General features: G+C 67.7%; 18 protein-coding genes. 8 read left to right on the plus strand and 10 right to left on the minus strand.

Annotation, left to right across the window (positions count from 1 at the left end; translation table 11 throughout):
- Position 1: 1 nt before the first annotated feature.
- The 6 genes from AB7U46_RS11080 to AB7U46_RS11105 all read right to left on the minus strand — a co-directional run bounded on the left by AB7U46_RS11080 (position 2) and on the right by AB7U46_RS11105 (position 3,733).
- Positions 2–1,111, minus strand: a complete 1,110-nt coding sequence (locus AB7U46_RS11080) for an AI-2E family transporter (protein ID WP_428337034.1) — start codon at positions 1,109–1,111, stop codon at positions 2–4.
- 95 nt (positions 1,112–1,206) lie between these two features.
- A complete protein-coding gene (locus tag AB7U46_RS11085; RefSeq protein ID WP_428337035.1) occupies positions 1,207–1,485 on the minus strand; it encodes a hypothetical protein in 279 nt (92 codons plus the stop codon).
- Positions 1,486–1,662: 177 nt separating this feature from the next.
- A complete protein-coding gene (locus AB7U46_RS11090; protein ID WP_428337036.1) occupies positions 1,663–2,151 on the minus strand; it encodes a helix-turn-helix transcriptional regulator in 489 nt (162 codons plus the stop codon).
- Positions 2,148–2,825, minus strand: a complete 678-nt coding sequence (locus AB7U46_RS11095) for a cytochrome b/b6 domain-containing protein (RefSeq protein WP_428337037.1) — start codon at positions 2,823–2,825, stop codon at positions 2,148–2,150. Before AB7U46_RS11095 ends, AB7U46_RS11090 begins: the two co-directional genes overlap by 4 nt.
- Positions 2,826–2,830: 5 nt before the next feature.
- On the minus strand, positions 2,831–3,091 hold the full coding sequence (locus AB7U46_RS11100; protein WP_428337038.1) for a PepSY domain-containing protein: 261 nt from the start codon (positions 3,089–3,091) through the stop codon (positions 2,831–2,833).
- Positions 3,092–3,220: 129 nt separating this feature from the next.
- Positions 3,221–3,733, minus strand: a complete 513-nt coding sequence (locus AB7U46_RS11105) for an NYN domain-containing protein (RefSeq protein ID WP_428337039.1) — start codon at positions 3,731–3,733, stop codon at positions 3,221–3,223.
- Between the two features lie 152 nt (positions 3,734–3,885).
- Here AB7U46_RS11105 and proS point away from each other — a divergent pair, with 152 nt between their 5' ends.
- The 6 genes from proS to AB7U46_RS11135 all read left to right on the plus strand — a co-directional run bounded on the left by proS (position 3,886) and on the right by AB7U46_RS11135 (position 8,640).
- Positions 3,886–5,223 carry a proline--tRNA ligase gene (gene proS, locus AB7U46_RS11110; protein WP_428337040.1) on the plus strand — a complete coding sequence of 446 codons (1,338 nt, stop codon included), beginning with the start codon at positions 3,886–3,888 and terminating at the stop codon, positions 5,221–5,223.
- Complete coding sequence (locus tag AB7U46_RS11115) at positions 5,223–5,714, plus strand: DUF2937 family protein (protein WP_428337041.1); 492 nt, start codon at positions 5,223–5,225, stop codon at positions 5,712–5,714. Before proS ends, AB7U46_RS11115 begins: the two co-directional genes overlap by 1 nt.
- Positions 5,715–5,924: 210 nt before the next feature.
- Complete coding sequence (locus tag AB7U46_RS11120) at positions 5,925–7,217, plus strand: lipoprotein-releasing ABC transporter permease subunit (protein WP_428337042.1); 1,293 nt, start codon at positions 5,925–5,927, stop codon at positions 7,215–7,217.
- A gap of 4 nt (positions 7,218–7,221) precedes the next feature.
- Complete coding sequence (locus AB7U46_RS11125; protein WP_428337050.1) at positions 7,222–7,905, plus strand: ABC transporter ATP-binding protein; 684 nt, start codon at positions 7,222–7,224, stop codon at positions 7,903–7,905.
- Positions 7,902–8,222 (plus strand): ArsC/Spx/MgsR family protein, encoded by a 321-nt coding sequence (locus tag AB7U46_RS11130; protein WP_428337043.1) that lies wholly within the window; start codon positions 7,902–7,904, stop codon positions 8,220–8,222. The genes AB7U46_RS11125 and AB7U46_RS11130 overlap by 4 nt, the downstream gene beginning before the upstream one ends.
- A gap of 184 nt (positions 8,223–8,406) precedes the next feature.
- Positions 8,407–8,640, plus strand: coding sequence for a helix-turn-helix domain-containing protein (locus AB7U46_RS11135; RefSeq protein WP_428337044.1), 234 nt, complete (start codon positions 8,407–8,409; stop codon positions 8,638–8,640).
- 183 nt (positions 8,641–8,823) lie between these two features.
- On the opposite strand, the gene AB7U46_RS11140 is transcribed toward AB7U46_RS11135, so the two are convergent.
- Together AB7U46_RS11140 and thrS are read right to left on the minus strand one after the other, a co-directional pair.
- Positions 8,824–9,030, minus strand: coding sequence for a cold-shock protein (locus tag AB7U46_RS11140; protein ID WP_113900742.1), 207 nt, complete (start codon positions 9,028–9,030; stop codon positions 8,824–8,826).
- Positions 9,031–9,246: 216 nt separating this feature from the next.
- Complete coding sequence (gene thrS, locus AB7U46_RS11145; RefSeq protein WP_428337045.1) at positions 9,247–11,193, minus strand: threonine--tRNA ligase; 1,947 nt, start codon at positions 11,191–11,193, stop codon at positions 9,247–9,249.
- 307 nt (positions 11,194–11,500) lie between these two features.
- On the opposite strand from thrS, the gene AB7U46_RS11150 reads away from it, so the two are divergent.
- Positions 11,501–12,247, plus strand: a complete 747-nt coding sequence (locus tag AB7U46_RS11150; protein ID WP_428337046.1) for an alpha/beta hydrolase — start codon at positions 11,501–11,503, stop codon at positions 12,245–12,247.
- Positions 12,248–12,342: 95 nt separating this feature from the next.
- Positions 12,343–13,053 (plus strand): alpha/beta fold hydrolase, encoded by a 711-nt coding sequence (locus AB7U46_RS11155; protein ID WP_428337047.1) that lies wholly within the window; start codon positions 12,343–12,345, stop codon positions 13,051–13,053.
- A gap of 1 nt (position 13,054) precedes the next feature.
- Here the strand turns inward: AB7U46_RS11155 and ilvN are convergent, their stop codons facing one another.
- Positions 13,055–13,615, minus strand: coding sequence for an acetolactate synthase small subunit (gene ilvN / locus AB7U46_RS11160; protein ID WP_428337048.1), 561 nt, complete (start codon positions 13,613–13,615; stop codon positions 13,055–13,057).
- A 74-nt stretch (positions 13,616–13,689) separates the two neighbouring features.
- On the minus strand, positions 13,690–15,435 hold the full coding sequence (locus AB7U46_RS11165) for an acetolactate synthase 3 large subunit (protein ID WP_428337049.1): 1,746 nt from the start codon (positions 15,433–15,435) through the stop codon (positions 13,690–13,692).
- Positions 15,436–15,760: the final 325 nt, after the last annotated feature.

Raw genomic sequence — 15,760 nt, forward strand, 5'->3', positions numbered from 1 at the left:
CTCAGGCGCTTTCTTCGGGCGTCTCGGGCGGCGGCGCGGCCTCGGCGGGGGCGGCATCGGCCTCCAGCCCGCGATAGAGCCGGCCCTGCATGTAATGCTCGAGCGCGAAACGGGTGAGCACGCCGATGATCGCGGCGACCGGCACGGCGACCAGCATGCCGACGAAGCCGAAGAGCGTGCCGAAGGCGGAGAGCGCGAAGATCAGCCAGAGCGGATGCAGCCCGACGGAGGAGCCGACGAGACGGGGCGTGATGATATTGCCCTCGAGAAACTGGCCCGCGGCGAAGATCGCGGCGACGAGTCCGATCGAAAACCAGTCGCCCCAGAACTGGAAGAGCGCAAGCCCGATCGCCAGCGTGCCGCCGATCAGCGCGCCGACATAGGGGATGAAGGTGAGCCCCCCCGCGATCGCCCCGGCGAGCAGGCCGAAATTCAGCCCCGCCGCCATCAGCGCGACGGCGTAGAAGGCGCCGAGAATCAGGCAGACCGAGATCTGCCCGCGCACGAAACCCGAGAGCACCTTGTCGATCGCGCGGGCGATCTCGCGGATGCTGTCGACATGGTCGCGCGGCAGCCAGTCGTCGACGCGGGCGATCATCCGGTCCCAGTCGAGCAGCATGTAGAAGGCGACGACCGGCACCACGACGATGAAGACGACGAAATTCACGACGCCCATCGCCGAGGAAAGCAGCGTCGTGGCCAGCTCGCCGCCGCGCGCCTTCACCGCGTTGCCGAGGCTCGCGAGGGTCTCGTTGATGACGGAGCCGGGCTCCATCAGCGAGGGGAACTGATGGGTGAGGAAGCTTTGCAGCCGCGCCGCGATATCGGGGGCGGTGGCGACGAGCTGGCTCAGCTGGCGGATCAGCATCGGGATCACCGCGAGGCCGATCACCACGAAGGCAAGCGTGGCGACGGCGGCGATCGTCGCGGTGGCGGCGGCGCGGCTGAGCCCGAGCCGTTCGAGCCGGTCGGCGAGCGGATCGAGGAAATAGGCGATCGCGCCGCCCACGATGAAGGGCAGGATCACATCGCCGAGTTTCCACAATGTCAGCGAAAGCACCGCCGCGGCGATGCTCCAGTAGATCAACTGTTGCCGCACCGGCAGCGCCATGGTCACTCCTGCGTCATTCCCGACAAGATCGCGGTTCCGGCGCGGTTTTTCAAGATCCGGCGGGCCGCGGGGCGCTGCGATGCGGCAAAAATCGGTCAGTAGACGTCGGGGGCGAGGGTGATCTCGGCGATCGTGCCGCGGTAGCGGAAGACGATGCGGCGCGAGGGCGGTGGCGTCATCCGTTCGAGCAGCCGGAAGGAGGTGGCGAGGCCCTGCGCCTCGAGCCAGATCAGCACCTCGGCGGCGGTGGCCTGGGTGCCGCCGATCTGGCGCAGCTCGACCGCGGTGACGCCGCGCAGCTGGTGGCGCATCTGCGCGTAATCCTCGGGGGTGAGGAAGCCGATGGGCGGGGGCGTTTCGTCGGTCTGGGGCATGGCGCGCGGTTCGTTTTGCATGGCCGCAGCATGGGGCGTGCGGCGGCCGGCGCCAAGGGGGCGGATACGATGCGGCGCGGTTTCGGCGGTGCGCCGCCAAAATCGCGCCTGCGCATCGGCGGTGCGCCGCTCACGCCAGGGTTGCGCGCCGGCCGGGGCACCGGGGGGCGCGGCGGATCAGCCGAGCAGATCTTCGACGAACCAGGCGGCGAATTGCGCGCGCCCCGAGACCCCGGCCTTGGCGTAGATCCGGGTGAGCTGGGCGCGCACCGTGCCCTGTGCCGCGCCGCGGATCTCGGCGATCTCGGCGATGTCGAGCCCCTTGAGCGCGAAAAGCGCGACGTCTCGTTCGGCGGGCGTCAGGCCCCAGGCGGTGAATTGCGTGTCGATCACTGAGCCGAGCGCGCCCTGCGCCGCGGCGAGTGCGCGGTCGGTGGCGCGCATCCGTTCGAGCACGCGGCGCAGCCGCCAGGCGCCGAAGCCGAGGCCAAGCAGCAGCGCGAGCGCCACCACCGCCTCGAACGGGGTGTCGGGGGCGCCCGGGTCGTTGACGATATCGGAAAGCGCATCGCCGACGAAGAACACCGCCGCGATCACCTGGACGAGCAGAAAGCCCGCAAGGGCGACGGCTTCGCGCCGCCCCGCGGGGGAGCTTGGAGGCGTCATGATCCGCGGCGCGTCCGGTCACCGGTGAGCATCGGACGCACGAGGTTGCGCCCGAGCGCGCGGCTTTCCAGCACCACGCCGCCGACATGGACGAGCGCGAGGATCAGGATCAGATTCGCCGCCACGTCATGCACCTCCTGCACGATATTGCCGTCGCCTTCGGCCTCGGCGCCATCATCGCCCGCATCGCTTTGCGCCGCAAGCGTCGACCAGTCGCCCGAGGCGACCGCGGCCTTTTCCGCGGCGACCTGCATCGGCGTCGCGCCCTTGGTCATGATCAGCCCGGTGGCGCAGGTGATCGCGATGAGCGCCCAGAGCGCATAGACCATCATCGCGCCGGCGGGGTTGTGCGAGCGGTGCTCGGGCACGGAGCCGCGGCCGGTGAGCGCGCGGCCAAGGTGGCCCATGTGGCGGATCGCGCCGACCGGATCGGGGCGGAAGGCGGAAAACCGCGCCTCGGCGGGGCCAATGAGACCCCAGAGCAGCCGGGTGAGCAAAAGCGCCATCAGCACCCAGCCGACCCAGACATGGGTGACGCTGCCGGGCCGGTCGATCAGCCCGTTCGCGATCACCGCGATGGCGACGCCCCAATGGGTGAGGCGCACGAGCGGATCCCAGAGCGCGGGGGAGGCGGGGGTGGGGGGCATCACGCCCCCCTCGGTCTCGAGTGTCACCGGGATCAGTCCTTGTCGGAGACCTTGGTCACCGCGCCGGTCTTCGGGTCGATGTAGACCTCGAAATACTTGCCGGCCTCATCGGTGCCCTTCGCTTCGATCTTGCCGCCTTCGGCTTCGAATTCCTTGACGGTGAAGCCCTTCGCGGCGAGCGCGGCGGTGGCGTCCTTCGGGTTGGTGCCGACGACGTCGCCGACCATCGGCATGGCGGAGGCGGCGATCGGGGCGAGGGTGAGGGCGAGCACCGCGAGAAGCGAGGTTTTCATGAAGAAGTCCTATCGGTTGGTTTCGATGCGTCGGCGCCGTGAGTGGCGGTTCGACGAGGGCCGATGTGCCGCGGTGCAGCGCCGCCGTCGATTGCAGCGGCGCTGACATGCGGGCGCGTAAGCAGCTGCTTACGGGGATTTTAGGGGGGCTCGGGGCGCCTGGTCGAGCGCGAGCCAGAGGCGCCCGTCGCGATACCCGCCCCGGATCAGCCGCCCGGGCTCGGCCACTTCCGGATGCGCCGCGGCCCAGTCGCGATAGCGGTCGTTCGTCACGATCCGGGCGCCGTTTTCCTTTGCGACGGCAAGGATCACCGGATCCGCAGGCTGTCCCTTCGGCACCACGAGCACCCTCTCGGCGGGCAGGCCGAGGCGGCGCGCCAGATCGGCGTCGTCGCGATAGCGCCCCTCGAGCCGGTAGCCGACATTCGCATCGAAGACGACGCCGGGGGAAAACCCCTCCTGCCGCAACCGGGCGACGAGCTCCTGCAGTGGCACGAGGCTCGGCGCGTTGTCGCGCCAGTAGAGGACGTTCGAGCCGTCGATCAGGATTACGGGCGCCTTGCCGCGGCGCCGGCGGCGCAGCAGCAGGGCCAGGATCAGGGCGGCGGGCAAAAGGAGAAGGAGGGAAAAACCGGGAGACATGCGAAAACCAATCGGGGCGATGCGGCGAGGATGCCAAAGACGGGGGCAGCGGGGAAGGGGGGGCTCCCCGCACCACAGCGCCCGCCCACTTGCCGCGCAGCCCCTTTTCCTCTAGGCCAAGGCGAACGAAAAACCCCATCCGCAGGTCCGTCATGCGCCTTTCCCGCTACTTCCTTCCCGTCCTGAAAGAGAACCCCGCCGAGGCGCAGATCGTCTCGCACCGCTACATGCTGCGCGCCGGCATGATCAAGCAGCAGGCCGCGGGGATCTATTCCTGGCTGCCGATGGGCTTCAAGGTGCTGCGCCGTCTCGAGCAGATCGTGCACGAGGAGCAGATCCGCGCCGGGCATATCCCGCTGCTCATGCCGACGCTGCAATCGGCGGATCTGTGGCGCGAGTCGGGGCGCTACGACGCCTATGGCCCGGAGATGCTGCGCTTCAAGGACCGCCACGAGCGCGAGATGCTCTACGGGCCGACGAACGAGGAGATGATCACCGACATCTTCCGCGCCCATGTGGAAAGCTACAAGTCGCTGCCGCTGACGCTCTACCACATCCAGTGGAAGTTCCGCGACGAGGTCCGCCCGCGCTTTGGCGTGATGCGCGGCCGCGAATTCCTGATGAAGGACGGCTATTCCTTCGATCTGACGAAGGAAGACGCGCTGCACGCCTACAACCGCCATATGGTGAGCTACCTGCGCACCTATGAGCGCATGGGCCTCACCGCGATCCCGATGCGCGCCGATTCCGGCCCGATCGGCGGCGACAACACGCATGAATTCCTCGTCCTCGCCAAGACCGGCGAGAGCGAAGTGTTCTACGACGCCAAGGTGCCCGAGCTGAAACTCGGTGATCGCGCGGTCGATTTCGACAACCGCGAGGAGGTCGCCGCGATCTGCAAGGAGTTCACCACGCTCTACGCGCGCACCGACGAAACCCATGACGAGAAGCTCTTCAACGAGATCCCGGAGGAGCGCCGCTGCGTCGGCCGCGGCATCGAGGTCGGGCAGATCTTCTACTTCGGCACCAAATATTCGGAGCCGATGGGCGCGATGGTCACCACCCCCGACGGCAACCGCGTGCCGGTCGAGATGGGCTCGCACGGGATCGGCGTGAGCCGCCTGATCGGCGCGCTGATCGAGGCGAACCACGACGAGAAGGGCATCATCTGGCCGGAGGGCGTGACCCCCTTCCATTGCGGCATCGTCAACCTGAAACAGGGCGACAGCGCCACCGACGCCGCCTGCGAAAGCCTTTACGCCGCGCTGCAGGCGAAGGGGCTCGACCCGCTCTATGACGACCGCGACGAACGCGCGGGCGCCAAATTCGCGACGATGGACCTGATCGGCCTTCCCTGGCGGATCACGGTCGGGCCGCGCGGCCTTGCGAATGGCATGGTCGAGCTCACCTCGCGCCGCACGGGCGAGAGCGAGGAGATGTCGCCCGAGGCGGCGGTCGATCGCATCGCGACGATCTACGCGGGCCTCTGATGCGCCGCGCGCTCGCGCTGATCGCGGGGCTTGCGGGGGCGGGAACGCTCTCGCAATTCCCGGAATTCTCGCAGCAATATCTGCAGCGGCTCGGCGGTCAGGCCACAGCGCTGCAGAAGGTGGTGGCGGAATTCGACGCCTCCGCCGCGCAGGCGGGGATCACGCGCGAGGCGGCGCTGGCCGAGCTCGACGGCTCGGCCTTCCTGTCGGCGCATCAGGGCGACATGCGCGCGCTGATCGCGCGGGCCGAGCATGCGCAGGCGGATTACACGCTGCTTGGCGCGGCCACGCCGCTCGAACGGCTGACCCTGCCGCAGCGCTTCCGGGACCGCGAAACGCTCGAGGCGACCTGGGCCGATTTCCGCCCCGCGGTGCCGGTGACGCCCGACGGGTTCATCGCCGCGGGGATCGGCTTCGGGCTGGGCTGGTCGGTGATGGCGGTGCTGCTCGGCCTTTTCCTGCGCCCGTTCCGGCGCCGCGCCACACTTTGAACGGGGAGGGGGCGCTGCCCCCGCTGCTGCGCAGCCCCCCGGGATATTTGCGCTCTGTAGAATGCGGCTTCTATAGAGCGGAAATATCCCGGGGTGAGCCCCGGAGGGGCGAGGGGCGGCGCCCCTGACCCCCTCACCGCCGCTTGATCCCGCCGCACTTGACCTCGGGCGCACAAAAGGCGAGCGTGCGCCGACTTTCAGGAGCCCCCCATGGCCACAAGCACCGCGCCGTTTTCCCGGTTCGAATTCATGATCGCCTGGCGTTACCTGCGCGCGCGGCGCGCCGAGGGCGGGGTCAGCGTGATGACCTGGATCTCGCTGATCGGGATCACGCTCGGCGTCGCCGCGCTGATCATCACGCTGGCCGTGCGCGCGGGGTTCCGCGCCGAATTCGTCGACACGATCCTGGGTTCGAACGCCCATGTCACCGTCTATTCCGCGCCGATGGAAGTGGTTCCGGGCTCGGGCGTCTTCTCCTCGCTGATGCGCGACTATGACGCGCGGGCCGAGCGGATCCGCGCGATTCCGGGCGTCACCCGCGCCGCGCCGCTGATCCGCGGGCAGGTGATGGCGACGCTTGGCGATCGCTCGAATGTCGCGGAAGTCTATGGCATCACGCGCGAAAATCTCGAGACGATCCCGCGCGTCGCCAATCCGAAGACCTCGCGCGGGGATCTCGCACGCTTCGGCGAGGGGATCGCGATGGGATCGGAGCTTGCGCGCGAGCTCGGCGTCGATCTGGGCGACCGGGTCAAGCTGATCTCCCCCAATGGCGCGAAGACCCCCTTCGGCACCAGCCCGCGGGTGAATGCCTATGAGGTGACCTATATCTTCACCGCCGGGCGCTGGGACATCGACAAGACCCGGATCTACATGCCCTTCGCCGAGGCGCAGAGCTTCTTCAACCGCGAGGGCGGGGCGGATGAGATCGAGGTCGACGTGACCGACCCCGAGCATGTCGACGACTGGGACGAACAGCTGCAGGTGGCGGGCGGTTCGGGCACCATGCTCTGGAGCTGGCGCGACGCTTCGGGCAGTTTCCTGCGCGCGCTCGACATCGAGGACAACGTGATGTTCGTGATCCTCGCGGTGCTCGTGCTGATCGCGACGATGAACATCACCTCGGGCCTGATCATGCTGGTGAAGAACAAGGGGCGCGACATCGGCATCCTGCGCACGATGGGCCTGACCGAGGGTTCGGTGATGCGGGTCTTCTTCCTGTGCGGCGCCTTCACGGGGGTGATCGGTACTGCGGCGGGGGTGGCGGTGGGCGTCATCTTCGCGCTTTACATCGACCAGGTGATGAGCTTCGTGAACTGGCTCAACGGCGGGGGGGCCTGGGATCCCTCGATCCGCGGGATCTATGCGCTGCCGGCGAAGCTGATGCCCTGGGACGTGGCAAAGGCGGTGGCGCTTGCGCTGGGCCTCAGCTTCGTCGTGACGATCTTCCCGGCGCGGCGGGCGGCGCGTCTCAACCCGGTGGAGGCCCTGCGCTATGAGTGAGGCATTGAGCGACGTGCTGACGCTGCGGATGTTGGAAAAGTGCTACAACCGCGGCACGCCGGGGGAGATCGCGGTGCTGCGCGGCGTGAATCTTGCTATTCCGGCGGGGCAGGTCGTGGCCCTTGTCGCGCCTTCGGGGGCGGGGAAATCGACGCTTTTGCATATTGCCGGGCTGCTCGATACGCCCGACAGCGGGGCGGTGCTGATCAACGGGCAGGATCTGAGCGGGGCCTCCGACCGGCGCCGGACCGAGGCGCGGCGGCGCGAGCTGGGCTTCGTCTACCAGTTCCACCATCTGCTGCCGGAATTCACCGCGCTCGAGAACATCGTGCTGCCGCAGCTCGCCAATGCCACCCCGCGCAAGGCGGCGGAGGCGCGGGCGCGCGAGCTGCTGGCGCGGGTCGGCCTTGCCGCGCGGGAGGATCACCGACCCTCGGCGCTGTCGGGGGGCGAGCAGCAGCGCGTCGCCTTCTGCCGCGCGCTTGCGAACGGGCCGAGCCTGCTGCTTGCCGACGAACCGACCGGCAACCTCGATCCGGAGACCTCGGAAACCGTGTTCTCGGTGCTGATGGAACTGGTGCGCGACACCGGCCTCTCGGCGCTGATCGCGACGCATAACCTCGCGCTGGCCGAGCGGATGGACCGCGTCCTGCGGCTCGACAACGGGCAATTGGTGGAGGGGAAATGATCGTCTACGGCATCAAGAGCTGCGACACGGTGAAGAAGGCGATGAAGGCGCTCGAAGCGGCGGGCCATGCGCCGGTCTTGCGCGACGTGCGCGCCGCGCCGCTGAGCCCCGAGGAGATCGCCGAGTTCGAGGCGGCCTTCGGCGCGAAGCTGATCAACCGCGCCTCGACCACCTGGCGGGGGCTCGACGAGGCAGAGCGCGCGCAGCCCGCGGCGGAGCTGCTGGCGGCGCATCCGACGCTGATGAAGCGGCCGGTGATCCGCGGCCGCTCCCTGACGATCGGCTGGGACAAGGCCGCGCAGGAGGCGCAGCTCTGATCGGGGCGAATTTGTCTCTAAACCTTCCTAATTGCAGAGGGGTTTAACCCTTCGGCTTAGTGAAATCCTGTGAATTTGGGCTCATATTCCGTCGATGGGATGCGAGCTGAACGAGCAGGACGCGATGAGTGTGATAACGCCGCCGTCGCCGGTTCCTTCGCGTGCTTTGGCGCGCGAAGCGGCGATGGACGAAAAACCCGATTACTGGACGCAACTGGCCTGGATCACGGCCGGGGCCTCGCCGCTGATGGCCTGGCGCCGCGCCGCTGGGCTGAGCGTCGCCGAGCTGGCACGGCTGTCCGGCATTGGTGCCGAGGTCATCGTCGCGATCGAGGCGCGCGGTCATCTGCCAAGCTATGAGGAGCGCTGCCAGCTTTCGGCGGCGCTGGGCCTCGGGCCGGGCGATCTCGAGGATTGAGCGCGGACCCGCAGGGCGGGATGCGACGCTGTCGGACCGGAAGGGAAGGGTGATTCCCGCGCGGTGCCACGGATGCCGCGGGCACTGGCGCTCGGGCGGGGTGGCTGACGGGCGCGGCTTGCCTGCGGAGCGCGGGCAATGGGAAGGCCCGCGCGCGGGCCCTCCGCTGACGTCCTGATCGGATCAGAGCAGCTTGAGGTCGCCCGCGGAGGAGCGCCCGTCGCGGCCCGAGATCATTTCGAAGCTGACTTTCTGATTGTCGGCGAGCGACTTGAGCCCGGCGCGTTCCACGGCCGAGATATGGACGAAGACGTCCTTGCCGCCGCCATCGGGGGCGATGAAGCCATACCCTTTGGTGGTGTTGAACCATTTCACGGTGCCAGTGGCCATACCGTTTCTCCTATCAGTGATCCCGGTGCGACATTGCGCCGGGCCGTGCAGCCAGGTCTTTCGAGTCTTCCGGCTGCCCCGAAAAGGGAGCGGTAGGAAAGTCTGCGGTCACGCGAAAGCAGGGTGCCACAGGCAATGCAAAAATCAACGAAAAAAGGAGGGGCGGCCGCTGCCGCCCCTTTGCGATGCCGGAAATTTGCGCGCCTGCTTGCGCTATCAGCGCAGGTCGGGCGGCAGTGCCTCCGAGGCGAGCGCGGCGACGATCGCGTCGAGCGTCACCGTCTCGGTGCGGGTCTCGCCGAGGCGGCGGACGGAGACGGTACGCTCCTCCACTTCCTTCATGCCGATGGCGAAAATATAGGGCACCTTGCCGAGGCTGTGCTCGCGGACCTTGTAGTTGATCTTCTCGTTGCGGGTGTCGCATTCGGCGCGGATGCCCGCTTCGATCAGCTTGGCCGCGACCTCTTCGACGTAATCGTCGGCGTCCGAGACGATCGAGGCGACGACGACCTGCCGCGGCGCGAGCCAGAGCGGCATCTTGCCGGCGAAGTTCTCGATCAGCATGCCGATGAAGCGCTCGAACGAACCCAGGCAGGCGCGGTGCAGCATGATCGGGCGGTGGCGTTCGCCATCCTGGCCGATGTAGCTCGCGTCGAGCCGTTCGGGCAGGTTCGGGTCGACCTGCAGCGTGCCGCATTGCCAGTCGCGCCCGATCGCGTCGGTCAGCACGAATTCGAGCTTCGGCCCGTAGAAGGCGCCTTCGCCCTCCTGGATCTCGAAATCATAGCCCGCGGCCTTGCAGGCATTGCCGAGCGAGGCCTCGGCGTGATCCCAGCTTTCCTCGGTGCCGATGCGCTTTTCGGGCCGGGTGGAGAGCTTGATGCGCCATTTGTCGAAGCCGAGATCGGCATAGACCGCGGCGAGGAAGTCGATGAACTTCTTCGTTTCCGGCTCGATCTGCGCCTCGGTGCAGAAGATATGCGCGTCGTCCTGGGTGAAGCCGCGCACGCGCATGATGCCGTGCAGCGCGCCCGAGGGTTCGTAGCGCGCGCACGATCCGAATTCGGCCATGCGCAGCGGCAGGTCGCGGTAGGACTTGATGCCGTGGTTGAAGATCTGCACGTGGCAGGGGCAGTTCATCGGCTTGAGCGCGTTGACGACCTTTTCGCGCGCGCCGTCCTCGTCCACCTCGACGATGAACATGTTCTCGCGGTAGTTCTCCCAGTGGCCCGAGGCCTCCCAGAGCTTGCGGTTGACGACCTGCGGCGTGTTCACCTCGACATAGCCGTCGGCGCGCTGGCGGCGGCGCATGTAGTCCTGCAGCTGGGTGTAGATCGTCCAGCCGTTCGGGTGCCAGAACACCTGACCGGGCGCCTCTTCCTGCATGTGGAAGAGGTCCATTTCCTTGCCGAGCTTGCGGTGGTCGCGTTTCGCGGCCTCCTCGAGCATGGTCATGTGCGCCTTCAGATCCTCGCGCGAGCGGAAGGCGATGCCGTAGATGCGCTGCAGCATCGGGCGCGTGCTGTCGCCAAGCCAATAGGCGCCGGCGACATGGGTGAGTTTGAAGGCGTCGGCGGGCACCTGGCCGGTGTGCTGCAGATGCGGGCCGCGGCAGAGATCCTGCCAGTTCCCGTGCCAGTACATCCGGATGTTTTCCCCCTCGGGGATCCGGTTCACGAGCTCGACCTTGTAGGGCTCGCCGCTCTCGACATAATGCTGGATCGCGCGGGCGCGGTCCCAGAGCTCGGTTTTCACCGGCTCGCGGGCGTTGATGATCTGCTTCATCCGCGCCTCGATCTGGCCGAGGTCTTCGGGGGTGAACGCCTCGGCGCGGTCGAAGTCGTAGAACCAGCCGTAATCGCGCACCGGGCCGATCGTGACCTTCACGTCGGGCCAGATTTCCTGCACGGCGCGGGCCATGATATGGGCGAGGTCGTGGCGGATCAGTTCGAGCGCGGGAACCTGATCCTTCATCGTGTTGATCGAGATCTTGGCGTCTTCCTCGATCGGCCATTGCAGATCCCAGTGATGGCCGTTGACCTGCGCCGAGATCGCCGCCTTGGCGAGCGAATTGGAGATCGCGGCGGCGATTTCCGCGGGCGTCACGCCCTTGGGAAACTCGCGCTTGTTGCCATCGGGAAAGGAGAGGGTGATCTGGGACATCGGTGTCCTCCTCGTCGTTTTGGCGCCCACGGAACGCCCGGTTGCGGGTTATGGTCGGGCCGATATGCGCCCGGGCGCGACGGCTGTCAACATCTCTGCGCTGCGGCAAGATGGCGGCGGGGGGAGGGGGCGCTGCCCCCGCTCCTGCGGAGCCCCCCGAGGTATTTCGGGCAAGATGAAAGCCGCAAGATCCCTTTCATCTTGCGAAAAATACCTCGGGGGGAGGGCGAAGCCCGGGGGCAGCGCCCCCCTCCGCCGCTTGAGCCCGGGCGCCGCGCCGGTTACGAAGGGGGCAAAGGAGTGTCCGATGACCGAGTATCTCACCACGCCCGAGGGGCGCCGCATCGCCTATACCCGCACCGGCGGCTCCGGGCCCGGGGTGGTCTTCGTGCATGGGTTGAACTCCGACATGGAGGGGACGAAGGCGCTCGCGCTCGAGGCCTGGGCGCGTGCCGAGGGGCGCGCCTTCCTGCGGTTCGACTGCTCGGGCCACGGGCTTTCTTCGGGCAGCTTCGCGGAGGGCTGCATCGGGGAGTGGTTCGAGGATGCGCGCGCCGCGATCCTTGCCCTGACCGAGGGGAAGCAGGTGATCGTCGGCTCCTCGATGGGTGGCTGGCTCGCGCTGCTGCTCGCGCGCGAGATCCCCGAGAAGGTCGCGGGCCTCGTCACCATCGCCGCCGCGCCCGATTTCACCGAGGACGGCTATTGGGCGGGCTTCGACGCCGATCAGCGCAAGGCCCTGGAAACGCAGGGCTTCGTCGACGTGCCCTCGGACTATGGCGCACCCTACCGGATCACCCGCCGGCTGATCGAGGAGGGGCGCGCGCGCCTCGTGCTGCGATCGCCGCTCGCGCTGCCCTTCCCCGCGCGCTTCCTGCAGGGCTCGGCCGATACCGCGGTGCCGCCCGACTGGGCGGTGCGGCTCTTCCACCATGCCGAGGGCGCGGACATCCGCCTCACGCTGGTGAAGGGCACCGATCACCGCTTTTCCGAACCCGATGACCTGCGCCTGATCGAGGCCACTGTCGCCGATGTGATCGCGCGGCTCGGCTGATCGACGCCTGTCATGGGGCGCGGGGGGTTCCCCCCGCTGCGATCCTGCGTCAGACTGGCGCCAAGAGCGCATCAGCGCCGCCGAGGAGGAAGAGCATGCCCACCGATCCGCTGGTTTTTCTGCCGGGCTTCATGTGCGATGCGCGGCTCTTCTGGCATCAGATCATCGCCTTTTCCGCCGAGCGCCCGGTGCTGGTGATGCCGCTTTCGGGCGCCACGGTCGAGGAAATGGCCGAGGCGGTGCTTGCCGCCGCGCCGCCGCGCTTTGCCGTCGTCGGGCATTGGCTGGGCGGCATCGTCGCGATGGAGATGCTGCGCCGCGCGCCCGAGCGGGTCGCCGCGATCGCGCTGATCGACGTCTCTCCGCTGCCGGAAACCCCGCAGGTGGCCGCGCAGCGCGAGCCGCGGATCATCCGCGCCCGCACCGGGCGGCTCGACGAGGCGATGCTCGAGGAAATCCCCGAGACCGCGCTCGCCCCCGGGCCGCACCGGCCCGAGATCCAGGCGATGCTGCTCGACATGGCGGATGTCTTCGGGGCGGAGGGGTTCACGGTGCAAAGCCGCGCGCTGATGCGCCGCCCCGATCAGCAGCGCGCGCTGCGCAACACGCGGGTGCGCGCGATGCTGATCTGCGGCGAATACGACACGATCTGTCCGCCGCGGCGGCACGAGTTCCTGGCGGAGCTGATGCCGCATGCGGAGTTCCGGCTGATCCTGAGCGCGGGGCATCTCGCGCCGCTCGAACAGCCGGAAAAGGTGACGCAGGCGCTGCGCGACTGGCTCGCAGCGCCGCTTCTGTTGCGCTAGCTCAGAGCCCGCGCGGCAGCGCCGCGACGCCGGTGCGCGCGACGTCGGTCAGGCCGAGCGGACGCATCAGCTCGGCGAAGGCGTCGATCTTCTCGGGCGCGCCGGTGACCTCGAAGACGAAGCTCTCGAGCGTGCTGTCGACCACGTTCGCGCGGAAGATATCGGCCAGACGCAGCGCCTCGACGCGCTTGTCGCCGGTGCCGGTGACCTTGAAAAGCGCGAGCTCGCGCTCGACCGCGGGGCCTTCGACGGTGAGGTCGTGGACCTCGTGCACCGGTACGATACGGCCGAGCTGCGCCTTGATCTGGTCGATCACCGCCTCGGTGCCGGTGGTCACGATGGTGATGCGGCTCCGGTGCCCCTTGTGGTCGATCTCGGCCACGGTGAGGCTGTCGATGTTGTAACCGCGGCCCGAGAAGAGCCCGATCACGCGCGCGAGCACGCCGGCCTCGTTGTCCACGATCACCGCAAGCGTGTGGCTGCGTTCCACATCCGAGTGGGTGTCCCGCAGGTCATAGGCGGAATGCGAGGTCGCGCCTTTCTTGATGTTCAGAGCGGCCATTGCCCTCTCCTTTTTCTGCTCTTCTTCAGAGCGTAAATATCCTGGGGGTCCGGGGGCAAGGCCCCCGGCCGCTCTCACACCAGCGCCGCGCCGCCCGCGAAGGCCGCCGCATCCGCCGAGAGAAGCATCTCGTTATGCGGCTTTCCGCTCGGGATCATCGGGAAGCAGTTCTCATGCTTCTCCACGAGGCAATCGAAGAGCACCGGCCCGTCGTAGTCGAGCATCTCCATGATCGCGTCGTCGAGATCCTTCGGATCGGAGCAGACGATGCCCTTCCAGCCGAAGGCCTCGGCGAGTTTGGCGAAATCGGGCAGGCTTTCCGACCAGCTCTGCGAGTAGCGCCCGCCGTGCAAGAGATCCTGCCATTGCCGCACCATGCCGAGGCGCTCGTTGTTCAGGATGAACTGCTTCACCGGGGCGCGGAACTGGGTGGCGGTGCCCATTTCCTGCATGTTCATCAGCCAGGACGCCTCGCCCGCGACGTTGATCACGAGCGCGTCGGGATGCGCGATCTGCACCCCGATCGAGGCCGGGAAGCCATAGCCCATGGTGCCGAGGCCACCGGAGGTCATCCAGCGGTTCGGCGCCTCGAAGCCGAGATATTGCGCCGCCCACATCTGGTGCTGGCCCACCTCGGTGGTGATGTAGCGGTCGCGCCCCTTGGTCAGCGCCTCGAGCCGTTCGAGCGCGTATTGCGGTTTGATGATCTTGTCCGAGCCGGTGTAGGCGAGGCAGCGGACCTTCTTCCACTCCGCGATCTGCCCCCACCATTGCGCCAGCGGTTCCTTGTTCACCTTGCGCCCGCGCGCCTTCCAGACCTTGAGCATGTCTTCGAGCACATGGCCCACGTCGCCCACGATCGGCAGGTCGACATGCACGATCTTGTTGATCGAGGAGGCGTCGATGTCGATCTGCGCCTTGGTCGAGCCGGGCGAGAAATCCGACACGCGGCCGGTGATGCGGTCGTCGAAGCGCGCGCCCACCGCGATCATCAGATCGCAGCCGTGCATCGCGAGGTTCGCCTCGTAAAGCCCGTGCATCCCCAGCATCCCCAGCCAGTTCTTGCCCGAGGCGGGATAGGCGCCAAGCCCCATCAGCGTCGAGGTGATCGGGAAGCCGGTCGCGTCCACCAGCTCGCGCAGAAGCTGGCTCGCCCCGGTGCCCGAGTTGATCACGCCGCCGCCGGTGTAGAAGATCGGGCGCTCGGCGGTCTCCATCAGCTCGACGAGCTTGGTGATCGCGTCGATGTCGCCCTTGAGCTGCGGCTTGTAGTGATCCACCCGCGCGGTCTTCGGCCCGGTATAGGTGCCGGTCGCGAATTGCACATCCTTCGGCAGGTCGATCAGCACCGGGCCGGGGCGGCCGGAGGTGGCGACGTGGAAGGCCTGGTGGATGGTTTCGGCGAGCTTGTCGGTGTCCTTCACCAGCCAGTTGTGCTTGGTGCAGGGGCGGGTGATGCCCACGGTGTCGGCCTCCTGGAAGCCGTCGGTGCCGATCATGAAGGTCGGCACCTGGCCCGAGAAGACGACAAGCGGAATGCTGTCCATCAGCGCATCGGTGAGGCCGGTCACGGCGTTCGTGGCGCCCGGGCCCGAGGTGACGAGCGCGCAGCCCGGCTTGCCGGTCGAGCGGGCATAGCCCTCCGCCATGTGGATCGCGGCCTGTTCGTGGCGCACGAGGATGTGGCGGATGTCGTTTTGCTGGAAGATCGCGTCATAGATCGGCAGCACCGCGCCGCCCGGGTAGCCGAAGATGACCTCGACCCCCTGATCCTTCAGCGCCTGCACCACCATTTCCGCGCCGGTCATCTGCCGTGACATAGTTCTCTCCATTCACCGGGGCGCGCAGCCCCCAACCCGTTTCGCAACAAAAAGCCCTCGCGTTTTGGCGAGGGCGCATGGGAACCATCATGGTCAAACCGTCACCGGCCCATGCGCGTGTCTCCTACGACGATAAGAAGCGAGAGCATCGCTGATCCTTTCCGTTGCGTTGGGGCGGACATTAGGGGGCGGCTTCGGGGGCGTCAACGGCAAATCCGTGAAGAAAGTGTCGCAGGGGTGCGGAAAACGTTGCAAAAATTGCGTGTTCTGAGGGTGAGGGGGCAATAATGCGATAATTTCGGGGCCGGTGGCGGGGGCAGGCGCC

Source organism: Paenirhodobacter sp., from assembly GCF_050177655.1.
Classification (GTDB): domain Bacteria; phylum Pseudomonadota; class Alphaproteobacteria; order Rhodobacterales; family Rhodobacteraceae; genus Rhodobacter.